This is a genomic window from Candidatus Clostridium eludens, assembly GCF_045310515.1.
Classification (GTDB): Bacteria; Bacillota; Clostridia; order Clostridiales; family Clostridiaceae; genus Clostridium_B; species Clostridium_B eludens.
Map to the genome: position 1 here is coordinate 39,034 of NZ_JBJHZX010000012.1, position 25,442 is coordinate 64,475.

Here is a 25,442-nt window from a genome sequence, read left to right on the forward strand (position 1 = left end):
GCGGCAAGTATATCATTTTAGGGAATGTAGAGGATATATAGTATGAAAAGACCACTGGTATTTTATTCCACCTCGCTGGCAGTAGGCTGTATGTCAGCCATAGCATTTTTAGATAGCATTTTAGCAGCAGCAGTAATAACTGCTTCTTTTTTTATAATATTCATTTTAACTTTAGAAACTAAATTTTGTGCATTAAGTGTTCTCTTTTTTATCTTTGGAATATTAGCTTTTAATATATATTTTTATATAGATATTAAAGATGTTGTTGAAGTTAGAATAGTGGAAAAAAAGAATTACTATTATATAGGAGATTATAATGGAAGAAAGCTTATATTAAATGGTAAAGTAGATGGTCTAAAGGAAGGACAAAAAATAAAAGCACAGGGAAATTTTAAAAGAAGTCCTTATATAGAACAAGGCATAATAGGAAACTATACCCTGACAAAATATGAAAATGGTAAAAGTGATTTTATATATTATATTTATAAATTCAAGAAAAATATATATGAAAAGTTTAAAAAACTAATAGGAGAGAGCAGGGCAGCAGTTGTTATGGCACTGTGTTATGGAGAAACTTCCTATATGAGTGAAAGTCAAATGGAAGAATTTCAAAAACTGGGGGTAATTCATGCTATAAGTGTATCGGGTTTTCACATGGCTATAATATATAAGACATTAGAATGTATATTTGGTCTTAAACTAGCTGTAATTATATCTGTTTTGTATGTATTTTTTACAGGTATGGCGGCAGCTACTATGAGGTCTTTTATAATGATATTTATATTTAAATTGTCTAAAGTATTTTTAAAAGAATATGATAGCATATCTTCTTTAAGTTTAGCAGCCCTTATTCTGATGGTTTTTAAGCCTTACTACATAGTGAATCTGGGGTTTGGACTTTCTTTTTTATCAACTCTCGGAATAATACTGTATAATGAAAAAATTTACATAAAGTTATTTAAGCTTCCTGAAAAGATAGCCAGCAATATAAGTTTAAGTTTTAGTTCTCAAATATTTTCCATGCCATACATAGCTTTTACAATTCAAAACTTTAGTTTCGGGTTTATGCTGGGAAATTTATTTTTGCTTCCTTTATTTTCGGCTATAGTGATTTTGGGAAATGCAGCATTATGTTTATATTTTATAGAACCTATATTTAAATTTATTTGCTGGGCCATTAATTTTGTTTTTATTGTAGAAGAAGGATTCAATTCAATTATTTTAAGGTTATGTCCTGATATAATTTATTTGAAATATATAGATGGATTAGCTATAGTTGCAGCATATATGAGTTTTTTAATGTATAAGAATGGATATAAAAAGGCCAGGTATATTCCTGCAATTTGTATGGTTTTAATTCTTCTGAAAAGCTGCAGTATTTTTACTGATATAGTTTTTATAAATAATAGCAGTGGTCAGGGTATCATTGTAAAAAAAGGTATAAATAAAGTTATGATATGTAATTACGATTATATCAATACTCAGTGGATATCAGACATAAAAGACTCCGATCAGGTGGAAAAAATCATAACCAATCCTGAAAAAAGTTTTGTTTATGATTTAAGTAAACATACATATTTGAAAGTAGATGAAAATTTAGATAGTTTTATGAAAGTTAAAATTCATAGTGGAAATGAAGAATTCAATTTTTTGTTAAGTAAGTATGATAAAAAATATATGCCGGTTTTTAATAAAAATCAATATATATATATACCAAAAGTAAATTCCCAATATAAGTGTAGTTCTAACGGGTATAAAAGTTTTTTAAAAGACAATGTGGAAAGTGCTGAATATGTTATAATATTGAATAGACTCTTTAGGATTAAATAGTATTTAATTGTTAGTTGATTTTACATACCCAAATAAAATGGAAGTGAATAAAATTGATAGATATATTTACCTTTGACAAAAATTTAAAGGAAGGACGTATAGAAAATTGTTATTTATTTTGCGGCGTGGATGAATTTATTATAAAGGAGAATATAGAAAAACTTGTTAACAAAATTATAAAATCTGATTTTGTGGAGTTTAATTATATAAGGTTTGACGGAAATTCCCTTGAAAGTTTTGAACCTGTAATAAATGCTTGTGAAACAGTGCCTTTTATGAGCGATAAAAAGGTTGTACTTGTATATAGGGCTTCCTTTATGGGGGAAGAACAAAGTTATAAAAGTAAACTTTCCTCAGAATTTGATAATATACATAATTATTTAAAAAATGTACCTAAACATTGTGTTTTAATATTATATTATATATTTAAGAGTAAAAGAGATAAACCAGGCAAAAAAGTGTATGGTCTAGATAAATATATGTGTGTAGTAAAGACTGATAAAATGAAAGGATATCAGCTGGAGAATAAGGTTCAGGAGCTTTTTTATGAAAGAGGAAAAAATATAAAAAAAGTAGATCTTAGAATATTTTGCAGTCTTATGAATGAAAATAATTTAAATACCATAGAAAATGAAGTGGAAAAATTATGCTGCTACACCTATGGTAGGGATATAGAAAAGGAAGATATTAAGAAGATATTTTTAAAAAGTAATGAAGAGGATATATTTGATTTAGTAAATGCCATATCTAATAAAAAGGTAAAGGATGCACTTTACATGTTAAATGAGCTCATTTACAGCGGAGCTAAAGTAAGTTATATTTTATCAATGATAGGGAGGCAGTTCAACCTGTTGTTTAAGATAAAATTGTGTTTAAAATGTGGAAATACAAAAGCAGAAATTATGCAAAAATTAAAGATAAAATCGGAATATGGGTATAGTGTTATGTTAAGCCAGAGTAAAAAATTTACTTTAAATCAACTTAAGAGGTCCATAGAATTGTGTTTGAATACGGAAAGGAAATTGAAGAGCCTATCTGTAGACGAAAAAGTTGAAATGGAGCTTTTAATAATAAATACAACTGCATAATAAATAACCGGCGAGTACCGGTTTATTTATTATGCAGTTAATTTATTTAATTTTAAAGCTAACTTAGACTTATTTCTAGATGCTTTATTTTTATGAATTATGCCTTTTGATGCAGCCATATCTAAAGCTTTTACAGTTGCAGTAAAGATAACTTTAGCCTCTTCTGCATTTCCACTTTCAACGGCAACTAAAAATTTCTTTATAGTAGTTTTTAATGAAGATTTTATTATTTTATTTCTAAGTGTTTTAGTCTTAATAACTTTTATTCTTTTCTTTGCAGACTTTATGTTTGCCATGCTTTCACCCCCTTATTAATTATTAGATCTCAACAGCCTTGGGGAAATTCGCCAATGAGTTCACTATATTCAACAAATGCTATTATAACATTAAATTTTAACCACTTCAAGGGAAATTTTCAATAGCTTCAATTATAAATTAGTAGTTTATATAAAGGTATATTGAAAAGAAAAATAAGGAATAATAATGGTTAGATACTTAGTATTAAACTATAAGTGGGGAGTGATACATAACGTGTTTAGTGTAAGAACAGACTTGGCAGTAGAAGCTAAGGAAATTTGTGAAAAAAAAATGGGCGGTAAAGTTCCCGGAGTAGAAGTAGAAGAGAAGATAGAAGATACAATAAAAGTGACTTATGTAAAAATAGTGGAGGACATTGGGGAAAAGATTATGGGAAAACCCAAGGGATCTTATATAACTGTAGATATGCCTCAATTTACTCATTATGATGCAGAAATGAGAGATAAAGTAAGCAGGGTAATGGGAAAGGTACTATCGGATATGTTAAATATGGAAAGTAGTATGACAGCAATGGTTGTAGGGTTGGGTAACTGGAATATAACTCCAGATGCTCTAGGCCCTAAAGTAGCCTCAAAACTAATGGTAACCAGGCATTTAAGAGAATTGGTTCCAGATAAAATAGATGAAAGAATAAGACCTGTATGTGTTGTTTCTCCAGGTGTGCTGGGTATTACAGGTATTGAAACCGGTGAAATTATAAAAGGGGTTGCAGATAGGGTAAAACCTAATCTTATAGTATGTGTAGATGCTTTAGCTTCCAGAAAGATGGATAGAGTAAATTCTACAATACAGATAGGAAATACAGGAATATCTCCAGGTTCTGGAATAGGAAACAAAAGGATGGAATTAAGTGAAAAAACCTTGGGAGTTCCGGTAATAGCTATAGGAGCACCTACTGTAGTGGATGCGGCCACTATGGCAAACGATACTATTGATTTGGTTTTAGATGAAATGATAGATCAGAGCAAGCAAGGAGGAGAATTTTACAAAGTGCTGAAGTCTGTAGATAAAGATGAAAAGCAAAAAATGATAAAAGAAATACTGGAACCTTATGGAGAAAATATTATGGTGACCCCTAAGGATGTAGATCTGGTTGTAGATTCAATTTCAAAAATTATTGCCAATGGTATAAATATAGCACTGCAGCCGGCGTTAGATTTAGATGATATAAATACTTTTTTAAACTAGCTTTAGTAATAAATTCAGTATACCTCTCATATAAATTAACTGTAATATGTTTACGGGAGGGGGGGAAAAAGCTGCTTTAAAGAATTTAGGGCAGTAAAATTATTGAATTACAGAAGAATTAATTTTAAAGATAATTTTAAGTTGGAAATATGCATTTTAGTGGCAACTATAATACTAGTTATTATTTTACCTTGTATAGTAAAGGCTAATTCGTATAGCAATGATAAAAAAAGAAACATGTTTTATGTTGAAATTTTAAATTATACTCTATCTACAGTAAAGGCTACTTCTTTTTCAGAAGATGATATGGCAGAAAATAGTTTTTCTATAAGAAATACAATTTTAAAGACGGTGGGGTTAAATACCGGTAATCCTATGTCTCTTTTGGGAAGAGAAGTGGCTTTTTTAGAATTAAACAATTCAGAAAATATAAGTTTTAATCAATTCAATTTAGATGACAACGAAATCCAAAAAAGCAGTGATGTATCTAAGTCTAATTCTAATACTGAAAATGATTTGAATTTGCAGGATAAAACTGTAACTGTATATAATCCAAGTCTGAAAAAAACCTTAGATACCAGCAAGCCAGAGGTACTTATATATCATACCCATACTACGGAAAGTTATAAACCAGGTGAGGCAAATAGTTTTGATGATACTCAAAATGTATGTGCTGTAGGGGATGCAATAGTAAATGAACTTCAAAATAATTATGGTATATCTGCAATAAATGATAAAACGGTTCATGATGCAGAGGCCTATACTCAAAGCTATGCCAGATCTTCTGTAACTTTAGATAAGTACTTAAAACAATATGGGGATTTTAAACTTATAATAGATCTTCATAGAGATTCAGTGGAAGATAAAAAAGCAGTAACTACTAGAATGAATGGAGAAAATGTAGCTAAATTTATGCTGGTTATGGCCAGAAAAAATCCTCACTTTGATAAAAATATGATTATGGCAAATGAAATAATAGACACTTCTGATAAATTGTTCCCAGGACTTGCAAAAGGAATTTGTTATTATAATTATGGAACAAGATATTTTAATCAGGATAAGAGCAATAATGCCATACTTATGGAAGTAGGAGCGGATATAAATACATCCGATGAATCTAAGGCCACAGGTAAATATGTAGCCAGGATAATAGCAGAAATACTTAATAAGTAACAGGACGTAGTATTTCTATCATTTGTTAACATCAGGATTAAGTAGAACAAGACTATTGGTTTTTCATGGGGATTTAAATAAAATTTGTATAAAATCTATAAAAAAGATCATCCTTATAATGTAGACAATGTTATTATAGGGGTGATTTTTGTGAATAAAAAAGGTTTTATAGCTGTAATAATATTTTGTAGTATAATAATTTTTTCAGGCTTTACAATTGTAACTGCAAGATTACCTGAATTTATAAAAAATGATTCAAGTTTTAAAATAAGTTGTACTCTTTCACCTTTTGATTTTAGCGTGGATATGGGAGAATATTCTGTGTGCATAAATAATAAAATAGGTTACAATTTTAAAAATGGCACAAAAAAGCTTGCAAATTTAATAGGGGAAAAAGTTTACTCTGGAATTTGCGATGTAACGGATAAAACTGGGGATATATTTAAAAATATAGAAGGACAATTTACTAAATAATAGGCTTTTCACTGTATATACGTTATGATATAATTTACTGTAGCTATCCATATAGTTAGTAATATTGGAGGAAAATAGTATGCAGACCGAAAGACAAAAACATATAAGAAATTTTTCCATAGTGGCTCACATAGATCATGGTAAATCTACCCTTGCAGATAGGTTAATTGAAAAAACAGGAACTCTTACTGAAAGGGAAATGGATTCTCAGGTACTGGACAATATGGAGTTGGAAAGAGAAAGAGGTATAACCATAAAATCTCAGGCTATAAGGCTTATATATAAAAGATCTAATGGAGAAGAATATGTACTAAATCTTATAGATACACCGGGACATGTGGATTTTAATTATGAGGTTTCAAGAAGTCTGGCAGCTTGTGAAGGGGCAATCTTAGTAGTGGATGCTACACAGGGAATTCAGGCTCAGACTTTAGCAAATTGCTATTTGGCAATGGATCATGATTTGGAAATTCTTCCGGTGATAAACAAGATAGACTTGCCAAGTGCAAGACCGGAAGAAGTAAAAGAAGAAATAGAAGATGTTATAGGTATAGAGGCCTCCGAGGCACCCCTTGTTTCTGCCAAGACAGGCCTCAATATAGAACAGGTCTTAGAAGCAATAGTAGATAAAATACCCGCTCCCCAAGGAAATGAAAATGCCCCTTTAAAAGCACTTATATTTGATTCAAATTATGATAGTTACAAAGGAGTAGTTTGTCATATAAGAGTGAAAGAAGGCATTATTAAACCTGGAGAGCAAATAAAGCTTATGGCTACTGGAAAAGTATATGAGGTTATAGAAACGGGCATATTTGTTCCAAACTTTATGCCAAGACCTGAATTAAGGGCAGGTGATGTAGGATATTTTACTGCATCTATTAAAAATGTAAGGGATGCCCGGGTAGGTGATACTGTAACTGGAGCTAAAAATCAGGCCAAGGAGCCCTTAAAAGGATATAGGCCTGTAATTTCTATGGTATACAGTGGTATATATCCTGTTGATGGAGCCAAATATGGGGAATTAAAAGAGGCATTGGAAAAACTGCAGGTAAATGATGCAGCTTTAAATTTTGAGCCAGAAACATCTGTAGCATTAGGATTTGGATTCAGATGTGGATTTTTAGGATTGTTACATATGGATGTTATACAAGAAAGAGTGGAGAGGGAATTTAATTTAGATATAATAACCACAGCTCCTTCTGTTATATACAAAATAGAAAAAACAGATGGCACAGTAATAGAACTTACAAATCCTCCAATATGCCTCCGGTTTCAGAAATAAAATATATGGAGGAACCTATAGTAAAAGCATCTATAATAACCCCTTCTGAATATGTAGGAGCAGTTATGGAACTTGCCCAAAACCGCAGGGGAATTTTTAAAGATATGCAGTATATTGAAACTACCAGAGTGTCATTAAATTATGAAATCCCGCTAAATGAAATAATATATAATTTTTTTGATGTTTTAAAGTCTAAAACTAGAGGATATGCATCATTGGATTATGAACTAAAAGGATATAACTCTGCTAAGTTAGTAAGGCTGGATATACTTTTAAATGGTGATATGGTAGATGCACTGTCTATGATTGTTCCAGAAGAAAGAGCTTATGAGAGAGGCAGAGGTATAGCTGAAAAGTTGAAAGGAATAATTCCAAGGCAGCTTTTTGAAATACCTATACAGGCTGCTGTTGGGGGAAAAATTATAGCCAGAGAAACAGTTAAAGCCATGAGAAAGGATGTCCTTGCAAAATGTTACGGAGGAGATATAACAAGAAAGAAAAAACTCCTTGAAAAACAAAAAGAGGGAAAAAAGAGAATGAGACAGGTAGGATCAGTGGAAATTCCACAGGAGGCGTTTATGGCTATACTTAAAACTGAAGATTGATTAATATATTTGTTTAAAAATAAAGGAGATAATATTTTTAAAGGTAATTTATATGGATTTATGATACATAATCCGGAGGATATTTTATGTATGGTAACAAAAAAGTAAATAATAACAAACCTCTATCTTTGTATATACATATACCATTTTGTAAGAAAAAGTGTTTTTATTGTGACTTTCCTTCTTATAGTGGAAAAGAAAAACTTATGGTTGATTATTCAGAAATACTGGCTAAAGACATAGAAGCTGTAGGAAATAGGAAAGTAAATACCATATTTATAGGTGGGGGAACTCCCACCTATTTATCGTTGAAAGCATGGTATAATATATATAATTCTATAGAAAATTTAAATAAAACCGAGAATTTGGAATTTACAGTAGAAGGAAATCCAGGTACATTTACAGAAGAAAAGCTTAGATTTTTCAAAAACATGGGGGTCAATAGATTAAGTATAGGTCTTCAGGCATGGCAAAACAGTATGCTTGAAAATTTAGGAAGAATTCATACTTTAGATGATTTCTTAGAAGGATATGAAATGGCAAGAAATTTAGGATTTTCCAATATAAATATAGATCTTATGTTTGGGCTTCCTGAACAAACTTTAGAACATTGGAAAAATTGTTTGAAAAATATAGTTCAAATTTCACCTGAACACATATCCTGTTATAGTCTTAGTATAGAAAAAGGTACACCTTTTTATAATCTATATAAAGAAAATAAATTAAATCTGCCTTCTGAAAAAGAAGAGAGACAAATGTATGATTTTACATTAGAATTTCTTTCAGAAAAAGGATATGAACAATATGAAATATCTAACTTTTGCAAGAAGGACAGGAGATGCAGACATAATTTAGCATACTGGAATTTAAATGAATATATAGGATGTGGTGCGGCAGCACATTCCTATGTATGTGGATATAGGTATAGAAACACAGAAAGTATAGAACAATATATCCAAGAAGGTATTAAAGGAGAGGTTTTAAAATTAGATAAACATAAAAATTCTGTTTGTGATGATATGGAAGAGTTTATGTTTATGGGACTTAGAAAGACAAATGGAATTTCTATAATTGATTTCAATAACAGATTTAATAGAAATATTTATTCTGTATATGGAGATGTGATAAACAAGTATGTACATAACAAAATACTAATACTAGAGGATAGTAGGCTATATTTAAATAAGAGAGGCATAGAGGTATCTAACAGTGTAATGTGTGAATTTATATTAACATGATACCAATTATGTTAGATATTCTAAGAAAACATGAGAAACAATTATGAAATTAATTTTAAACTTGGTAAACTCAACTATTTGCTTAAATAATATAATTTATATGATGTTGACAAAAAAAATTATGAGTGATATTTTTTAATCATGGTAATTAGCACTCAGTAGTAACGAGTGCTAATAAAGAGGTGATATTATGGAAATAGACGAGAGAAAAATAAGAATACTTCAGGCAATAGTAAATGATTATATAAATACAGCAGAACCTGTGGGATCCAGAACCATAGCTAAAAAGTACAATTTAGGTGTAAGTTCAGCTACTATAAGAAATGAAATGTCAGATTTAGAAGAAATGGGATATTTAGAGCAACTTCATAGTTCTTCAGGGAGAATACCTTCAAATAAAGGATATAGGTTATATGTGGATGAATTAATGCCAATACCAAATTTAAGTCCAGAAGAACTTTATATAATAAAAAGTCAGATAATAGATGCCGCATTGTTTGAAGTTGACAAAATAATAAAGCAGGCTATTAATCTTTTATCCCAGTTAACAAGACTTACTTCCATAGTAAAAGCACCATCCATAAGAAAAGGGTATATAAAACATGTACAACTAATAAATATTGAATCGAATAAAAGTATATTGTTAGTAATTATAATAGACAGTGGAATTATAAAAAACAATTTGATAAAGGTAGGTAAGGCTATTTCAGATGAGGTGCTTGCTAAATTAAGCAATATATTAAATGCTAGATTAAAAAATCTAAGTGCCGAGCAGATAAATCTAAAAGTTATAAATGAACTAAGAATAGATTTAAATGGCTATGAGGATATATTTAATCATATAATTTCTGCTTTATATGATAGTCTAAACAGTGTTGACAATTCACAAATATATATGCAGGGAGCTACCAATATATTTAACTATCCAGAATACAAGGATATAGAAAAAGCAAGAGGATTTTTGTCTATGTTGGATAACAAAGATAAGGTAAGTGGGTTATTAAATAGTGAGTCAAGTATTTCAGTAAAAATAGGAGAAGAAAATTATATAGAGGGTGCAGAGAATTGCAGTGTAGTATCTGCAGTTTATAGTTTGAATAAAAGACCTATAGGAGAAATTGGTGTAATAGGACCTACAAGAATACCTTATTCAAAAGTTATATCAATATTAGAAAATGTAGTGAGGGAAATGAATTATATATTAAGTCATACTTATTCAGAAGAAAAATAGAAAAATTAAAGGTAAGTGGGCTTTTGTTTTCCAATATGGTTTTAGACTGCCTAACATAAGTTTGTGTAAGTGGTGATAAAATATTAGATTGGAGGAAATGTCTAAATGTTAAAGGAAGAGGATATGAATACAGTAAATTTTAAAGAAAAACCTGAAGGTGGTGCAGGGCAGGGAGAAGAGAATGGCTGCTGTGATGGTAGTGATAATTTAAATAATGATGAGAATATTCAGCAGGAAGAAGTAGTGGATGAAGAAAAAATAGATGGGGAAGAAATAGATGAAAGTAAAATTGTAGAACTGGATTTAGAAGCAGAATTAAAAAGTGAAAATCTTAAGTTAAAGGCTGAAAATGAAAAAATACACAATGAATTTAAGACTTTACAGGAACGACTTTCAAGAACAGCAGCTGAATATGATAATTTCAGAAAAAGAACAGCTAAAGAAAAAGAAGCCATTTATTCTGAAGTCTGTAAAGATATATTAAAGGAAATGTTGCCTGTACTAGATAATCTAGAGAGGGCAATGCAGGTAGAAGGAGATATGGAAGACTTGAAAAAAGGTGTAGAAATGACAATTAGGCAGTTTAATACCGGACTTGAGAAATTAAATGTTGAGGAAATTTCAACAGAAGGACAATTTGATCCTAATATTCACAATGCAGTTATGCATGTAGAAGATGACAAATACGATAAAAATTCTATAGTAGAAGTGTTTCAAAAAGGATATAAAAGGGAAGATAAAATAATAAGGTATAGTATGGTTAAAGTAGCAAATTAAGTTTTTAACATATCAAGTTAAATTTGTGTAAACAAGATGTATACAAGATAAATCTCAACTGAGTTAAATTTAGGAGGTAAGTTAACATGTCAAAAGTAATAGGTATTGATTTAGGAACAACAAATTCTTGTGTTGCGGTTATGGAAGGTGGAGACCCGGTAGTAATAGCAAATTCAGAAGGTGCAAGGACAACTCCTTCTGTAGTGTCTTTTCAGGCTAATGGAGATAGATTGGTAGGTCAGGTTGCAAAAAGACAGTCAATAACAAATCCTGATAAGACAATAATTTCAATAAAGAGGGAAATGGGAACAAATCATAAAGTTGATATAGATGGAAAACAATATACACCACAAGAGATATCAGCAATGGTACTTCAAAAAATAAAAGCAGATGCGGAAGCTTATTTAGGAGAGACTGTTACACAGGCAGTTATCACTGTACCGGCATATTTTAATGATAGTCAGAGACAGGCTACTAAAGATGCGGGAAAAATTGCAGGTCTTGAAGTGCTTAGAATAATAAATGAACCAACAGCAGCTTCTCTTGCCTATGGAATGGATAAAATGGATACTAATCAGAAGATATTTGTATACGACCTAGGGGGAGGTACTTTCGATGTATCTATACTAGAACTTGGAGATGGTGTATTTGAAGTTAAAGCTACAAATGGAGATACTCGTTTAGGTGGAGATGATTTCGATAAGAAAGTAATAGATTATATAGCAGATACTTTTAAAGCTGACAATGGAATAGATTTGAAAAATGACAAAATGGCACTCCAAAGATTAAAAGAGGCCGCTGAAAAGGCTAAGATTGAGTTATCATCTTCAACTCAAACCAATATAAACTTGCCATTTATTACAGCAGATGCTACTGGACCAAAACATATAGATATGAATTTAACAAGGGCTAAATTTAATGAACTTACACAGGATTTGGTTGACAGGACAATAGATCCTATGAAGAAAGCATTAGATGATGCAGGACTTACAATAAATGATATAAATAAGATTATACTGGTAGGCGGATCTACGAGAATACCAGCTGTTCAGGAGGCAGTTAAGAATTTTACAGGTAAAGAACCATCCAAAGGAGTTAATCCTGATGAATGTGTAGCAATGGGAGCAGCTATACAGGCAGGAGTTTTGACAGGAGATGTAAAAGACATATTACTTCTTGATGTTACTCCACTTACTCTTGGAATTGAAACCTTAGGGGGAGTTGCTACTCCATTAATTGAAAGAAATACTACAATACCAACTAAGAAGAGCCAGGTATTTTCAACTGCAGCAGATGGTCAGACTTCCGTTGAAATTCATGTAGTTCAAGGTGAAAGACAGATGGCTGCTGATGATAAGACACTTGGAAGATTTACTCTTTCTGGTATAGCTCCAGCGCCAAGAGGAATTCCACAAATTGAAGTTACATTTGATATAGATGCAAATGGTATAGTAAATGTATCAGCTAAAGATAAGGGAACCGGAAAAGAGGCAAATATTACTATTACAGCATCTACTAACTTGAGTAATGATGAAATAGATAAGGCTGTAAAAGAGGCAGAAAAGTTTGGGGAACAAGATAAAAAGAGGAAAGAGTCCATAGAAATAAAAAATAATGCAGATCAAATAGTGTATCAGACAGAAAAGACCTTAAAGGATTTAGGAGATAAAATCTCAGCTGAGGATAAAAAAGCTGTAGAAGAAAAGGTTGAAGCTGTTAAAAAAGTAAAGGATGGGGATGATTTAGAGACAATTAAAAAGTCTACTGAAGATTTGACTCAAACTTTCTATGGAATTACATCTAAGATATACAGTCAAAATGCTCAGGCCGGACCGGAGGCAGGAGCAGGTGCTCAAGGAGCACCTGGAAGTAACGATAATAAAGATGACAATGTAGTTGATGCGGATTATAAAGTAGATGATGATAAATAATATTTTCTCTTCACGATTATATAATAGATGTGTATAATAGTAATAGTTAAGGGATGAGTTTCTAGCTCTTCCCTTAATTTAAGTAGAAAATTGTAATTTTATAATCAAAGGCCTTGGAAATTTGCATTAATACTTTTATTTTAGGTGGTGAAAAATACGAAAATGGCGAAAAAGGATTATTATGAAATACTTGGACTGGAAAAAGGGGCAAGTGATCAGGATATAAAAAAGGCTTTCAGAAAATTAGCATTAAAATACCACCCGGACAGGAATCCAAATGACAAGAGTGCAGAAGAGAAATTTAAAGAGATAAATGAAGCTTATCAAGTACTTACAGATCCTCAGAAAAAGGCTCAATATGATCAGTTTGGTACTACTGATTTTAATGGTGGAGGATTTCAGGGAGGTTTTGGAGGATTTGACTTTTCAGATTTGGGGGGGTTTGGAGATATATTCGATTCTTTTTTTGGAGGAGGATTTTCTTCCGGGAAAAGGAGAAATGGACCAGAAAGAGGTTCAGATCTTGAATATACTCTAAGTTTGACTTTTGAGGAAGCAGTTTTTGGTGTAGAGAAAGAAATACCTGTAACTAGAAATGAGAATTGTGAAGCTTGCAGTGGCACAGGTGCAAAACGGGGAAGTCACGCTCATACCTGTGATAAGTGCGGCGGTACAGGACAGGTTAGGCAGCAGAGAAGTACCCCACTTGGAAGTTTTGTTACCATGACTACCTGTGACAAATGCGGAGGCAAAGGTACCATAATAAAAAATCCATGTCCGGAGTGTAAGGGTAGAGGAACAGTAAGAAAGCATAGAAAAATAAAAGTGAAAGTTCCAGCAGGAGTGGATACTGGTAATATAATACCTATAAGAGGACAAGGGGAACATGGTAAACACGGAGGACCTCCTGGAGATCTTTATATAAATCTACGGGTTTCTCCCCATGATAAATTTAAAAGAAAGGGATTTGATATTTACTTAGATGCTCACATTAGTTTCGGAAAAGCAGCACTTGGAACTAATTTGAAGGTTCCATCTATAGATGGAGATGTAAAGTATGAAGTTCCGCCAGGAACCCAGCCAGGAACTATATTTAGATTAAAAGGAAAAGGTGTTCCTAAAGTTGACGGAAGAGGTAGAGGAGACCAATATGTAAATATAGTTGTAGACGTACCTAAGAATTTAAATGAAAAGCAAAAAGAAGCCATTGTGATGTTTATGGAAGCTAGTGGAGAAATTCATCCAAAAGATGCTGAAAAAAAGTCAATTATAGATAAATTTAAAAATGGTTTTAAATAAAATTTTTGAATATAATAACTAAGTAGGTCTATCAATATACTGACAGTTGTAAAATCAAAGGCTGTCAGTATATTGATTTTTATCCGAACGCGGCAATTAGCTAATACTCCCATCGCACTCTGTGAAAGCGATTCACACAAAATTAAAAATTTTGGTTCTTTGCTTTTCTATCAAAGTGGGAGTTAAGCACTGCTACGCGCCTGGATAAGTTCTTCTAAGGTTCAGACGGAGATAAGTATTTCTCTATAGCAAACTCCACCTGAACCTAAGAATCACTTTATAGAGGAGGAAATCTATGAGCAAGGAATGGATAGAAGTATCTATTGTCACAACCAGTGAGGCTGTAGAGGCGGTTTCTGGAATATTATACAATACAGAAGTTGAAGGCATATCCATAGAAGATACTAAGGATATAGAATTTAAGAAAAAGCATCCAGGAGATTGGGATTATTTTGATGAAAGTTTACTAAAAATAAAAAATGGAGCGGTAATTAGGGCATATTATAGGGAAAGTGAAAGACTTAATACTTATCTAAGATATATAAAAGACAGCATAAATGAACTAGAAAACTTCGGAATAAACAAAGGCAAAGGGCTAATTGTAGTAGGCAAAGTAAATGAACAAGATTGGGAAAATAATTGGAAAAAATACTATAAACCTTATAGAGTAGGAGAAAGAGTAGTAATAAAACCTATATGGGAAGAATACAAAAGTAAAAAAGAGGATATAGTGGTGGAAATTGATCCAGGCATGGCCTTTGGTACCGGCACTCATGAAACTACAAAAATGTGTATAAAGGCATTAGAAAAGTATGTTAAAATTGAATCAAATGTATTTGACATAGGTACAGGTTCCGGTATACTTGCTATAACTGCGGCAAAACTTGGGGCAAAACAGGTAAGTGCCGTAGATTTAGATCCTGTAGCCGTAGAATCCGCTTTAAAAAATGTAGGGTATAATGATATAAAGAATATAAAAGTAACCCATGGAAATCTTATGGGGGGAGTTCATGGAAAGGCGGATATTGTAGTTATAAATATAATTGCAGATGTGATAATATCTTTAACTGAAGAAGTTAAAAACTTTTTAGTTTCAGGAGGAGTTTTTATATCCTCGGGCATAATACTAGACAGAAAAGAAGATGTAATTGAAAAATTGCAGTACAGTGGATTTGAAATAAAGGAAATAAACCAAGATGGGGAATGGGTATGTATAGTGTCAACTATCAAGTAAATCTTAGAAGAACTTATTTAGGCGGATAAAAAGGGTGATATAATATGAATAAATTTTTTGTATCTGAAAAGGATATAAGCTTTCGTAAAGCTTATATTACAGGTGATGACGTAAGGCACATACATAAAGTACTTAGATTACAGGTGGGGGATAAAGTAAATATAAATAACTGCAACGGAAAAGAATTTTTGGCAATAATAGAAAAAATAGACAAAGAAAAAGTTACAGTAAATATTGTAGAGGAACTTGAATTATATAATGAAAGTAGTGTTAAGGTATATTTGTTCCAAGGATTACCTAAGTCTAGCAAAATGGATTTAATTGTGCAAAAGGTTACTGAACTTGGAGTTTTAGAAGTAACTCCTATTATTACTAACAGAGTAATAGTAAAAGGTGATTTTAAAGAATTTAAAAAAGTAGATAGATGGAATAAAATTGCAAGGGAATCTTCTAAACAATGTAAGAGAAGTATAATACCTTGTGTGAATACTCCTATTCATTTTGAAGAGCTTTTACAGTATTTATGCAGTATGGACTTAATTGTAGTTCCCTATGAGATGGAAAAATGTATTGGAATGAAAAAAATGATAAGTTCTATAAAAGATAGAGATTCTATAAGAAAAATAGCTGTTGTAATTGGGCCAGAGGGAGGATTTGAAGAAGGGGAGATAGAAGCACTTAAAGATATTAATTCCCATATAGTAACTCTTGGTCCAAGAATATTTAGAACTGAGACTGCAGGACTTGTTTGTGTATCACTTCTTATGTATGAATTAGGAGATTTAGGAGGTTTTTGTTAAGTGGAGCCGGTTAATGAAAAGAAAGTTGATTTAACCCTTACAGACATGGAATTTTTTTATCTTTATGGACGAAAGAAGAAAGCAGCTGTGGCAACCCTTGGATGCAGGGTAAATCAATATGAAACTGAAGCTATGGCTGAAAAATTTATTGCAGAAGGGTATGAATTTGTAAATTTTCAACAATATGCGGATGTTTATATAATAAATACCTGTACAGTAACCAATATGGGAGATAAAAAATCCAGGCAGATGATACATCGGGCCAGAAGAAAGAATTGTAATGCCATAATTGCTGTAGTGGGATGCTATTCCCAGATAGCACCAGATGAAGTGTCTAAAATAGAAGGAGTAGATGTGGTTTTAGGGACTAAGAACAAAGGAGACGTATTATATTGGGTAAATAAAGCCTCTAGAGATGGAAAGCAAATGGTAGAAGTTAGTGATGTCTTGCAAAATAAGGTGTTTGAAGATTTAAATATAAATGAATACCAAAACAGAACAAGAGCTTTTTTGAAAATTCAAGACGGGTGTAACAGATTTTGTTCTTATTGTCTAATTCCTTTTGCCAGGGGACCCGTATGCAGTAAGGCACCTGATAAGATTATAGAAGAAGTTAGAAAACTTGAAATTAATAATTTTAAGGAAATAATACTCTCAGGCATACATATTGCTTCTTATGGAATGGACATAAATGGAGATTGGAACCTACTTAGAGTACTAGAAGAAATAGATAAAATAGAAGGTATTGACAGAGTCAGGATAGGATCTATAGATCCTAAGTTTTTTACAGAAGATGTTATAAAGAGAATGGCAAGCTTAAAGAAATTATGTCCTCATTTCCACCTTTCACTGCAGAGCGGATGTGATAATACTTTAGAAAGGATGAACAGAAGTTATACCACTTTGGAATATGAGAAAGTAGTGTATCAACTTAGGAATATGATTGAAAATGTATCTATAACTACTGATATTATAGTGGGGTTTCCGGGAGAAACAGAAGAAGAATTTTGTAAAACTTATGAATTTTTAAATAAAATAGCATTTTCAAAAATTCATGTATTTAAATATAGCAGAAGAGAAGGCACTAAAGCCGCAAATATGAAATTGCAGATAGATGGTAAAGTAAAAGATGAGAGAAGTAACAAGATTATAGAGTTAAATGAAAAGCTGGAAAGACAGTTTATGAATAAATTTTTAGGTAATAATATGGATGTATTGTATGAACAAAAAGTTTCCGGAGAAAAAATATGTTATGAAGGTTATACGCCAAATTACATAAAAGTGATATCAGATTCTATAAAAGGTGAAAATCTTGAAGGTAGAATTTTAAATACTGAACTTGAAGATGTAAAAAATGGATATATTCAGGGGGAAATTAAAAGTTTTATGTGATTTTAGAAGGATATTAGCTAGTAATAATTGAATATTGCTAAAGGAGGTGAAATCTATGGAAGATTGTATTTTTTGCAAAATAATACAGGGTCAGATACCATCTGAAAAAGTATATGAGGATGACAAAGTGTTCTGTTTTAAAGATATAGAGCCAGGTGCACCGGTACATGTACTTATAATACCTAAAAAGCATATAGACAGTATAAATGATATTACTGAAGAGGACTCTCCCATCATTGCCCATATATATTTAATTGCAAAGCAAATTGCAAATAAATTAGGTATAGCAGATACGGGATACAGAATTGTAACTAACTGTGGAAGAGAAGCAGGACAGTCAGTATCACATGTTCATTTTCACCTGTTAGGCGGCAGAAATTTAAAATGGCCTCCAGGTTAAAATTTGTTATAAAAAGGGTTTAAAAGTACAATTATGTTTGATATAAACAACCATGAAATTGTTGACAGTATCCAAGGATTTATTGTATAATGGCTATGTGCTATTTGACCCGTGTTAACTGTATTTAATTTTTAAAATTAAATTGAGCTAGCGGAGGGAGGGATATAATATGTCAGAAATAAAAGTTGGAGAAAATGAAACTATAGAGAGTGCATTGAGAAGATTTAAGAGAAAATGTGCTAGAGCTGGTGTTCTTTCAGAAGTTAGAAAAAGAGAGCATTATGAAAAACCAAGTGTAAAAAGAAAGAAAAAATCAGAAGCTGCAAGAAAGAGAAAGTTCAAATAGAATTTTTTGAAAGAGGGTATTAAACAATATGTCTCTTAAAGAAAAATTGCAACAAAACCAGAAGTTTGATTTGAAATTAAAGAATGATTTCAGATCAAACATGACAAGTATGGCTGAATCTGGTATTTTACTAGTGGAAAAAGCTGATGGAAAAAAACTTGATGATGAAAAAATTATAGATATGTTATTAAAAGAAGTCAAGGAAATACGTGAATCTATACTTGAATGTAAAAAAAGCAAAAGATGGGATTTAGTTTGTAAGACAAAATCTAAAATAGATATTTTGTTGAATTACCTTCCTCAGCAGTTAAGTAAGAAAAAACTTTCCCAATTATTAGGAAAGCAGTTGACAGGGTGGGTACAGAGAGCATAGGAGATAAAAAATATTATAATAGTTGTTGTACTTAAAGATTAAAGGTATAGCGGATGATAGTCTGTGAGTCAAATAGTGAAAAATATTTAAATAAATATAAAAAAGCTGGGAGTTTTCTCAGCTTTTTTTATTCTCTGGTTTTAGGCATCTTTGATTTGTTATTTATTTTTGGATACCTGAATGTAGTTTAACCTTTAAGGAATTTATTATATATATATTTCATAAATTAGTAAAGGCTATGTATTTAATTTAATACAGATAAATTTTTAGAGGTGATATTATGGGAGATAAAATGTACAATACAAAACAAAATATTGCAGATAAATTAGATTTGCCAAGAGATATAATTTTGAATATGCCTCAAATTAAGGTTACAGGAAATAACGAAATAATAATAGAAAATCATAGAGGTATTATATTGTTTGATGAAAATCAGATAAAAATTAATTCAGGTGTAGGCTTAATATCCATATATGGAAGTAGATTTGAGGTACTTTTTATGGGAGGAAGTACTATAACCATAGGAGGGAGGTTTAGTTCTATAGTTTATGAAGGAAACTAATAAATTCAATTTGAGACACTATAGAAAGGGAAGTGTCTTAATTGAAATACAATCGCTTATACCTGAAAAGTTTATTAATCTCATGTGGAAGAATAATATTTATATAAAAAATATAAAGAAGAAAAATATTACTACTATGACCATGGAAATAAATTTAAAAGATTACTATAATATAGAAGACATAGCCAGAAAAACGGGCACCAGGATAAAAATAGTCAGAAGAAGGGGAATTACATTTTTAATAATTAAGATTAGGAAGAAGATAACTTTAGTAACGGGAGTAATCTTATTTATAGGGATAATATATTATTTATCCACGTTTATATGGAGTATAAACATTACTTCTGATAAAGGTCTGCCGCCATATATAATAAGACAGCAACTTAAAAATTATGGGATAAAACCGGGGACTAGTAAAAATAAAATAAATGTCTATAAGATAGAAGAAAATCTTATAAGAAATAATGATAGTATAATGTGGGTAAAGGTAAGGATAGAAGGTTCTAAATTAAGCGTAAAAGCAGTAGAAAGAAAATCTCCGCCAACTATAATTACACAAGATACTCCATGCAATTTGGTGGCTAAAAAAGATGGTAAGGTAGAGAGAATATATACTACACTTGGCACTCCGGTTGTAAAAGTAGGAGATGATGTGAAAAAAGGGCAGATACTTGTAAAGGGTGAACAGGGACAGGAACCTTCCACCTATAGTGTTCCTGCTGGAGGATATGTGATATGTAAAACTTTATATGAAGATACTGCAACTGTAAATATAGATAGTATAAAAAGAGAAAGAACAGGTAAAAAAATACAGAATTATTATATTAGTTTAGGAAATAAAAAGTTATATTTCAAAAAAAATGATAACAAATTTAATAATTATGATAAAATAGAGGAAAGTAAATTCATGTTAAAAAAAGAAACCTATTATGAAGTTAAAGAAGTTACTGTAAAAGGTGATGTGCAAAAAATAGTAAAAGATACTGGAGATAAATTATATAAGAATATATGTTCTAATTTAGATAAGTCTATAAATGTTTTAGACAAAATAGTTACTTATGACCAAGGACAATCCTGTAAAGTTAAAGTTCAAGTTATAGCAGAAGAAAATATAGCAGTTCCGGATGCAGTTCAAGATATAGAAAAAAATGAAAGTAGTATTAGTATAAAATAGAAAACAAAGGGTGATTTTCATTGAAAAAACTATCATTGAAAAGATTTTTTTTTAGTAAAAAGATTAATGAAATAATTATTTTTATGGTAAGTTTTATGTTTATTTATTTGTTACTTATAACTGGACTTACAGCCAAAAGGTATAATCTAAAAGTAGGTGATATTCCAAAGGTTGATATAAAGGCTCCTAGGGAAGTAAAGGATGAAGTATCTACAGAAGCTAAGTTACAGCAAGCTATTGAGTCTGTGCCCATTCAATATAACAAAAAACCTGAGGTAAAAACAAATATATTAAACAATTTAAATGGTTTTTTTTCTAAGGTAGCTCAATTAAGAGATTCACAATTAGAAGACAAGGATAAACTGCAAAAATTAAAAAGTGAATATGATATGAATTTAGCAGATGACGATTATATGGCTATACTGGCACTTAATAAAGATGATATGAAAAAGCTTCAAGATTTCCTGCAGAAAACACTATCAGATATATATGACAATAACAATATAAGTGATAATACACAAAATGATAATCAGGATGATATTAAAAAAGCACAGGAAAACATATTGTTAAAAGTAAGCACTTCTGATTTATCTAAAAATTTAAAAGATCTAGCTACTACCATAGGATATTCTCAGATTTCACCTAATTTCTTTTATGATAAGGAGAAAACTGAAGAATTCAGGAAAGAAGCTCAAAAAAAAGTTTCTCCTGTTATGATAAAGAAAGATCAAACCATAGTAAAGGAAGGGGAACCTGTAACAGAACATGAAATAGAAATATTAAAGGATTTAGGTCTTTTAAATAACAGTCCATATTTTCAGTGGCATGTGTATTTATCATTGGCGGTATTGGTGACATTGGTATTATTATTGCAGTGGATCTATATTTATAAATATCATGAAAAAGTTTTTGAAGATGTAAAAATGATTATTATGATAAATATATTGAACTGTTTAGCTATATTACTATCTAGAGTTATAGGTATGGTTTCTCCATTTTTGATACCTCTTACCTTTATACCTATGATAATGGCATTGTTAGTTAACCATAGATTATCTTTAACTTTAAATGTTTTAAATTGTGTGTTAATAAATGTGGCAGTAGGTTTCAATCTAGATATAGTTATACTGGCTATTGTAAACATAGTGGTAGGTTCCATAATACTTAAGAAAATGCAGCAGAGAAATGATATATTGATTGCTTCTTTATATGTATTAATTATAAATATTGCACTTGCTTTTTCAATGGGATTTTTACTTAGTAATAATATATTAGATGTAGCTCAAAAAAGTATGTTTACTGGAATTGCAAGTATAGTATCTGGAATTTTAGTTATAGGATTCTTACCCTTATTTGAAAGTGTGTTTGATATAGTAACTACTATAAAGCTTTTGGAATTGTCAAATCCTAATGCCCCACTTTTGAAAAGGCTGCTGATGGAAGCACCTGGAACTTACCACCACAGCATAATGGTGGGAAATTTAGCGGAAGTGGCTGCTGAAGAAGTAGGTGGGAATTCTCTTCTGGCTAGGGTATCGGCTTATTATCATGATATAGGTAAGATAAAAAGACCTTACTTTTTTAAGGAAAATCAATTAGGTAAGGATAATCCCCATGATAAATTGACACCTAATCTAAGTACTTTAATAATAATGTCCCATGTGAAAGATGGTTCCGAAATGGCCAAAGAATATAAGCTTCCTAAAATAATAAAGGATATTATAGAAGAACATCATGGTACCTCTCTTGTAAAATATTTTTATTTAATTATGAAAAATTCCAGTGAAGAACTTGAGAGTATAAATGAAGAAGATTTTAAATATCCAGGACCTATACCTGGAACTAAAGAATCAGGTATAATAATGTTAGCTGACGGGGTAGAGGCCGCAGTAAGGTCTATTAGTGAACCTGATGAGGCTAAAATCACAGAGATGGTAAATAATATAGTTAAGGATAGATTAAATGAGGGTCAGCTTGATAACTGTGATCTTAGCTTAAGAGATATAAATAAAATAAAGAAAGCATTTCTAACAGTACTTGTTGGCATATATCACCATAGGATAGAATACCCGGAAGATAAGTTTTCTAAAAAAACTACGGGACAATTACAAAAATCCAATATATTAAATCAGGGGGAAAAAGAATGATTTTTTTAGATAACAGACAGGATAAAGTAGAAGTTACAGAAGAACTTGAAAAAACTATTAAAAGTGTTATAGAATGCGCTTTAAAAGAAGAGAAAGTAAAATTTCCCTGTGAAATAAGTGTTGTGTTTATAGATAATGAGAATATAAAAAGTATAAATAGAGAAAATAGAAATGTGGATAAAATAACTGATGTGTTGTCTTTTCCCATGTTAGAATATCCAGAAGGTAAAGTATTTAAACAAATTTACTTAAATCATAAATTTCACGAATATGACATGAATGATGGCAATTTAGTATTAGGAGATATAGTTATTTCTCTTGAAAAGGCCAAAGAACAAAGCAAAGAATTTGGACATTCATTTTTTAGAGAGACCTGTTATCTAATAGTGCATTCAGTTCTTCATCTTTTAGGATATGATCATATGAAGGATGAGGATAAAAAACTTATGAGAAAAAGGGAAGAGGAAATTCTACAGGATTTTAGGTTTTAAGTAAGATAGCATACTAAGTAATTTAAATTTTATAAAAAATGGAGAATATTCATGAAAGTAAAAAAGTTATTGGATAGTTTTAACTATGCTATTGAGGGCATAATATATTCTGTTAGAACTCAGAGAAATATGAGAATACACATGATAGCAGCCCTTTTAGTATTGATCGTATGCTTTTTTTATGATTTAAGTAAGGCAGAGATTTTAGCTATAATAATAACTATAAGTATGGTTATTACAGCTGAACTTTTTAATACGGCTGTAGAATTTGCAGTAGATGCCACTACCAACTACTATCACCCACTAGCTAAAATTGCAAAAAATGTGGCTGCAGGAGGTGTACTGATTACTGCTATAAATGCCATAGCTGTAGGCTATATAATATTCTGGGATAAACTAAATTATATAAATTTTATACTTATGAAAAAGGTTCGGAGTACAAGTCCCTATACTATATTTATAATACTGACAGTTGTGTGTATAACCACTATAGTGGTAAAAGCTATTTTTGGAGAAGGGACTCCTCTTAAAGGGGGTATGCCAAGCGGACACAGTGCTATAGCTTTTTCCATAGCTACTACTATAGCTTTGATAACAGGCCAGCTGGCAGTAATTACATTGAGTTACCTTCTAGCTTTTATTGTAGCACAGAGTAGGGTGGATTCAGGAGCCCATTCTGTAATGGAGGTTGTTTATGGGGCAATATTTGGAAGCTTGGTAACGACTTTACTTTTTAGAATATTTGGATAGATAAGTCAGTTATTTTGGGGGGAATGATATGGATTATACAAAATTAATTTCTAAAGCTATTACTGCGAGAAGGTCGGCTTATGTTCCTTATTCTAAATTTAAGGTTGGTGCAGCTGTACTAACAGGGGATGGAAATATATATACAGGCTGCAACATAGAAAATGCTTCTTATGGTGCTACTAATTGTGCCGAAAGAACGGCTATATTTAAGGCTGTTTCTGAGGGACACAGAGATTTAAAGGCAATTGCAATAGTTGGAGCGGATGAGGAGTATACTTATCCCTGTGGTATATGCAGACAGGTAATTGCAGAGTTTGCATTAGAAGGTATGGAAATTGTCATAGCAAAAAGTGAAAGTCATTATATAATAAAAAAGCTGGAAGAAATTTTACCACAGGCATTTACAAAAAAACATTTAGAGAATAGGGAGAAAAGTTATGATTAAGTCAGGATTTGTTACAATAATAGGAAGACCTAACGTAGGAAAGTCTACATTGTTAAATAGTATTATGGGAGAAAAATTATCTATTGTCTCTTGTAAGCCACAAACTACTAGAAATAGCATACAAACTATTTTAACTAAAGATGATTTTCAATTAATTTTTGTGGATACACCAGGTATACATAAACCCAAGCATAAACTTGGAAATTATATGGTGAAAGTTGCGGAAAATTCTATTAAAGATGTAGATTTAATACTTTTTTTAATAACCCCTGACGTGGAAGTTGGAAAAGGAGATAGATATATTTTAGAGCAGCTTAAGAAAGAAAACATACCTGTATTTTTAGTAGTAAATAAAATAGATGAAAATCCTCAGCAAAAAGTAGCCGAGACTTTAAAAAATTATTCAGAGATTTTTGATTTTGCTGAAATCATACCAATATCTGCACTAAAGCAGCGAAATGTGGGAGAACTTATAAGACTTATGGTAGAATATATGCCAGAAGGACCTAAGTACTATCCAGATGATATGATTACAGACAAACAGGAAAAATTTGTAGTAGGTGAGATTATAAGAGAAAAAGCACTTAGACTTCTTTCAAAAGAAGTACCCCATGGCATAGCTGTAGAGATACTTTCTATGAAACAAAATTCTAAAGGCTTGTATAATATAGAAGCAACTATACTTTGTGAAAAAGAATCTCATAAAGGAATAATAATAGGAAAAAAAGGAGCCATGTTAAAAAAAATCTCCACTTATGCCAGAGAAGATATTGAAAAATTCTTAGATTCAAAAGTATATCTTGAAGTCTGGGTTAAAGTAAAAAAAGAATGGAGAGATAGTGACAGATTGCTAAAGGAATTAGGATATAAATAGTATGGTAAACATAGAAAGTT

At 31.1% G+C, this 25,442-nt stretch carries 24 protein-coding genes and 1 pseudogene; 24 read left to right on the forward strand and 1 reads right to left on the reverse strand.

What is annotated here, in order from left to right; genetic code table 11:
* The first annotated feature begins 42 nt into the window (after positions 1-42).
* Together ACJDU8_RS09515 and holA are read left to right on the forward strand one after the other, a co-directional pair.
* Positions 43-1,830: a ComEC/Rec2 family competence protein gene (locus ACJDU8_RS09515; protein WP_406791920.1), complete on the forward strand. Its 1,788-nt coding sequence runs from the start codon at positions 43-45 to the stop codon at positions 1,828-1,830.
* 53 nt (positions 1,831-1,883) lie between these two features.
* A complete protein-coding gene (holA, locus tag ACJDU8_RS09520; protein WP_406791921.1) occupies positions 1,884-2,918 on the forward strand; it encodes a DNA polymerase III subunit delta in 1,035 nt (344 codons plus the stop codon).
* Positions 2,919-2,947: 29 nt separating this feature from the next.
* Here the strand turns inward: holA and rpsT are convergent, their stop codons facing one another.
* Positions 2,948-3,214 carry a 30S ribosomal protein S20 gene (rpsT, locus tag ACJDU8_RS09525; protein WP_406791922.1) on the reverse strand — a complete coding sequence of 89 codons (267 nt, stop codon included), beginning with the start codon at positions 3,212-3,214 and terminating at the stop codon, positions 2,948-2,950.
* A gap of 235 nt (positions 3,215-3,449) precedes the next feature.
* Between rpsT and gpr the strand changes: the two genes are divergently transcribed.
* The 22 genes and pseudogenes from gpr (at position 3,450) to era (ending at position 25,422) form a co-directional block, all read left to right on the forward strand.
* Positions 3,450-4,424 (forward strand): GPR endopeptidase, encoded by a 975-nt coding sequence (gene gpr / locus ACJDU8_RS09530; RefSeq protein ID WP_406791923.1) that lies wholly within the window; start codon positions 3,450-3,452, stop codon positions 4,422-4,424.
* A 102-nt stretch (positions 4,425-4,526) separates the two neighbouring features.
* A complete protein-coding gene (locus tag ACJDU8_RS09535; RefSeq protein WP_406791924.1) occupies positions 4,527-5,597 on the forward strand; it encodes a stage II sporulation protein P in 1,071 nt (356 codons plus the stop codon).
* 150 nt (positions 5,598-5,747) lie between these two features.
* Positions 5,748-6,071, forward strand: a complete 324-nt coding sequence (locus ACJDU8_RS09540) for a hypothetical protein (protein ID WP_406791925.1) — start codon at positions 5,748-5,750, stop codon at positions 6,069-6,071.
* 79 nt (positions 6,072-6,150) lie between these two features.
* A pseudogene (gene lepA, locus ACJDU8_RS09545) lies at positions 6,151-7,958 on the forward strand (translation elongation factor 4).
* Between the two features lie 86 nt (positions 7,959-8,044).
* On the forward strand, positions 8,045-9,196 hold the full coding sequence (gene hemW, locus ACJDU8_RS09550) for a radical SAM family heme chaperone HemW (RefSeq protein WP_406791926.1): 1,152 nt from the start codon (positions 8,045-8,047) through the stop codon (positions 9,194-9,196).
* Positions 9,197-9,386: 190 nt separating this feature from the next.
* Positions 9,387-10,427, forward strand: a complete 1,041-nt coding sequence (gene hrcA, locus ACJDU8_RS09555) for a heat-inducible transcriptional repressor HrcA (RefSeq protein ID WP_406791927.1) — start codon at positions 9,387-9,389, stop codon at positions 10,425-10,427.
* A 123-nt stretch (positions 10,428-10,550) separates the two neighbouring features.
* Entirely contained in the window at positions 10,551-11,204 is a 654-nt protein-coding gene (gene grpE, locus ACJDU8_RS09560) for a nucleotide exchange factor GrpE (RefSeq protein WP_406791998.1), read from the forward strand.
* 86 nt (positions 11,205-11,290) lie between these two features.
* Positions 11,291-13,135, forward strand: a complete 1,845-nt coding sequence (gene dnaK / locus ACJDU8_RS09565) for a molecular chaperone DnaK (RefSeq protein ID WP_406791928.1) — start codon at positions 11,291-11,293, stop codon at positions 13,133-13,135.
* A gap of 162 nt (positions 13,136-13,297) precedes the next feature.
* Positions 13,298-14,434 (forward strand): molecular chaperone DnaJ, encoded by a 1,137-nt coding sequence (gene dnaJ / locus ACJDU8_RS09570; RefSeq protein WP_406791929.1) that lies wholly within the window; start codon positions 13,298-13,300, stop codon positions 14,432-14,434.
* Positions 14,435-14,729: 295 nt separating this feature from the next.
* Positions 14,730-15,668 carry a 50S ribosomal protein L11 methyltransferase gene (gene prmA, locus ACJDU8_RS09575; protein WP_406791930.1) on the forward strand — a complete coding sequence of 313 codons (939 nt, stop codon included), beginning with the start codon at positions 14,730-14,732 and terminating at the stop codon, positions 15,666-15,668.
* Positions 15,669-15,712: 44 nt separating this feature from the next.
* A complete protein-coding gene (locus ACJDU8_RS09580) occupies positions 15,713-16,468 on the forward strand; it encodes an RsmE family RNA methyltransferase (RefSeq protein WP_406791931.1) in 756 nt (251 codons plus the stop codon).
* A gap of 45 nt (positions 16,469-16,513) precedes the next feature.
* Entirely contained in the window at positions 16,514-17,860 is a 1,347-nt protein-coding gene (gene mtaB, locus ACJDU8_RS09585; protein ID WP_406791999.1) for a tRNA (N(6)-L-threonylcarbamoyladenosine(37)-C(2))-methylthiotransferase MtaB, read from the forward strand.
* 55 nt (positions 17,861-17,915) lie between these two features.
* Positions 17,916-18,260 carry a histidine triad nucleotide-binding protein gene (locus ACJDU8_RS09590; protein ID WP_406791932.1) on the forward strand — a complete coding sequence of 115 codons (345 nt, stop codon included), beginning with the start codon at positions 17,916-17,918 and terminating at the stop codon, positions 18,258-18,260.
* Between the two features lie 169 nt (positions 18,261-18,429).
* Positions 18,430-18,606 (forward strand): 30S ribosomal protein S21, encoded by a 177-nt coding sequence (rpsU, locus tag ACJDU8_RS09595; protein ID WP_007061146.1) that lies wholly within the window; start codon positions 18,430-18,432, stop codon positions 18,604-18,606.
* Positions 18,607-18,634: 28 nt separating this feature from the next.
* Entirely contained in the window at positions 18,635-18,979 is a 345-nt protein-coding gene (locus tag ACJDU8_RS09600) for a GatB/YqeY domain-containing protein (RefSeq protein WP_406791933.1), read from the forward strand.
* Positions 18,980-19,259: 280 nt separating this feature from the next.
* A complete protein-coding gene (gene yqfC / locus ACJDU8_RS09605) occupies positions 19,260-19,541 on the forward strand; it encodes a sporulation protein YqfC (protein ID WP_406791934.1) in 282 nt (93 codons plus the stop codon).
* Positions 19,528-20,715 carry a sporulation protein YqfD gene (gene yqfD / locus ACJDU8_RS09610; protein WP_406791935.1) on the forward strand — a complete coding sequence of 396 codons (1,188 nt, stop codon included), beginning with the start codon at positions 19,528-19,530 and terminating at the stop codon, positions 20,713-20,715. The genes yqfC and yqfD overlap by 14 nt, the downstream gene beginning before the upstream one ends.
* A 20-nt stretch (positions 20,716-20,735) precedes the next feature.
* Positions 20,736-22,862, forward strand: coding sequence for an HD family phosphohydrolase (locus tag ACJDU8_RS09615; RefSeq protein WP_406791936.1), 2,127 nt, complete (start codon positions 20,736-20,738; stop codon positions 22,860-22,862).
* Complete coding sequence (gene ybeY / locus ACJDU8_RS09620; protein ID WP_406791937.1) at positions 22,859-23,353, forward strand: rRNA maturation RNase YbeY; 495 nt, start codon at positions 22,859-22,861, stop codon at positions 23,351-23,353. Before ACJDU8_RS09615 ends, ybeY begins: the two co-directional genes overlap by 4 nt.
* Positions 23,354-23,404: 51 nt before the next feature.
* Positions 23,405-24,103, forward strand: a complete 699-nt coding sequence (locus ACJDU8_RS09625) for a diacylglycerol kinase (protein WP_406791938.1) — start codon at positions 23,405-23,407, stop codon at positions 24,101-24,103.
* 28 nt (positions 24,104-24,131) lie between these two features.
* Entirely contained in the window at positions 24,132-24,548 is a 417-nt protein-coding gene (locus ACJDU8_RS09630; RefSeq protein WP_406791939.1) for a cytidine deaminase, read from the forward strand.
* The gene (gene era / locus ACJDU8_RS09635) at positions 24,541-25,422 is read left to right on the forward strand and encodes a GTPase Era (RefSeq protein ID WP_406791940.1); all 882 of its coding nucleotides are present in this window, start codon (positions 24,541-24,543) and stop codon (positions 25,420-25,422) included. The genes ACJDU8_RS09630 and era overlap by 8 nt, the downstream gene beginning before the upstream one ends.
* The last annotated feature ends 20 nt before the right edge of the window (positions 25,423-25,442 follow it).